Below are 760 nucleotides of genomic sequence, written 5' to 3' on the forward strand. Positions count from 1 at the left end.
TCGGCTCAAAATTTGTGGTGGCTAGTGGTGGCATGCGGGGGTGTGTGAAGGGGTTGCGCACATCGCGTACCTAAGAATGGTTGATGCCCTTCACCCACGACTCGTATCGTGAGTGAAAGGCATCATTGGCTAACGTGGGGCGATGCGTCCCACGCTAGATAACGTAGTAGTCGCTCAGGCCCTCATCCAGGCTAGATTCGGGTAGCTGAACTTCAGCATGTGAGGCAGCCAGCGTGTAGTCCTCCCAAGGCCAGATATCCTTCAGTTGTTCGCTAGGAACGGCGAAGAACACGCCGTTCGGATCCACCTGCGAGGCGTGCGCCAGCAGCGCCTGATCGCGCTGCTCAAAGTGCTCGTGAACCAGAATGCGGGTCGTAGTCTCATGGCGAGGCGCCCCCGACGTTGCATGGTACGCGATGTTCTCAATCCAGCCACTCAGCAGGCTCTCACCGTGCGTATCGAGCAGATGCTCGTGCAGGATGAGGGTGCGTTCGGGGTTGAACGCGCGGTCATAGTAGAGCTTCATCGGGGTCCAGGGCTCGCCCTCACCCACATACGCCTCGGGGTCGCCCGCCTTCTCGAATGCTTCCACGGCAACCTTGTGGGTCATGATGTGGTCGGGGTGCGGGTAGCCGCCAATCTCGTCATAGGTGATGATGATGTGCGGGCGGTACTCACGCACTAAACGCACAAGCGGCGCAGCGGCACGGTCCAGGGGCATGGTACCAAAGCTACCGAAGGGCAGAGGCGGCATGGGGTC

1 protein-coding gene is annotated in these 760 nt (G+C 60.0%); it reads right to left on the reverse strand.

Going from position 1 to position 760, the window contains the following annotated elements:
* Window positions 1–154 precede the first annotated feature (154 nt).
* Window positions 155–760: PIG-L family deacetylase (locus O3648_RS08450; protein WP_371569606.1), on the reverse strand; the 606-nt coding region annotated here is incomplete at its 5' end.

Source organism: Rothia sp. 27098_8_161 (assembly GCF_041432905.1).
Classification (GTDB): Bacteria; Actinomycetota; Actinomycetes; order Actinomycetales; family Micrococcaceae; genus Rothia.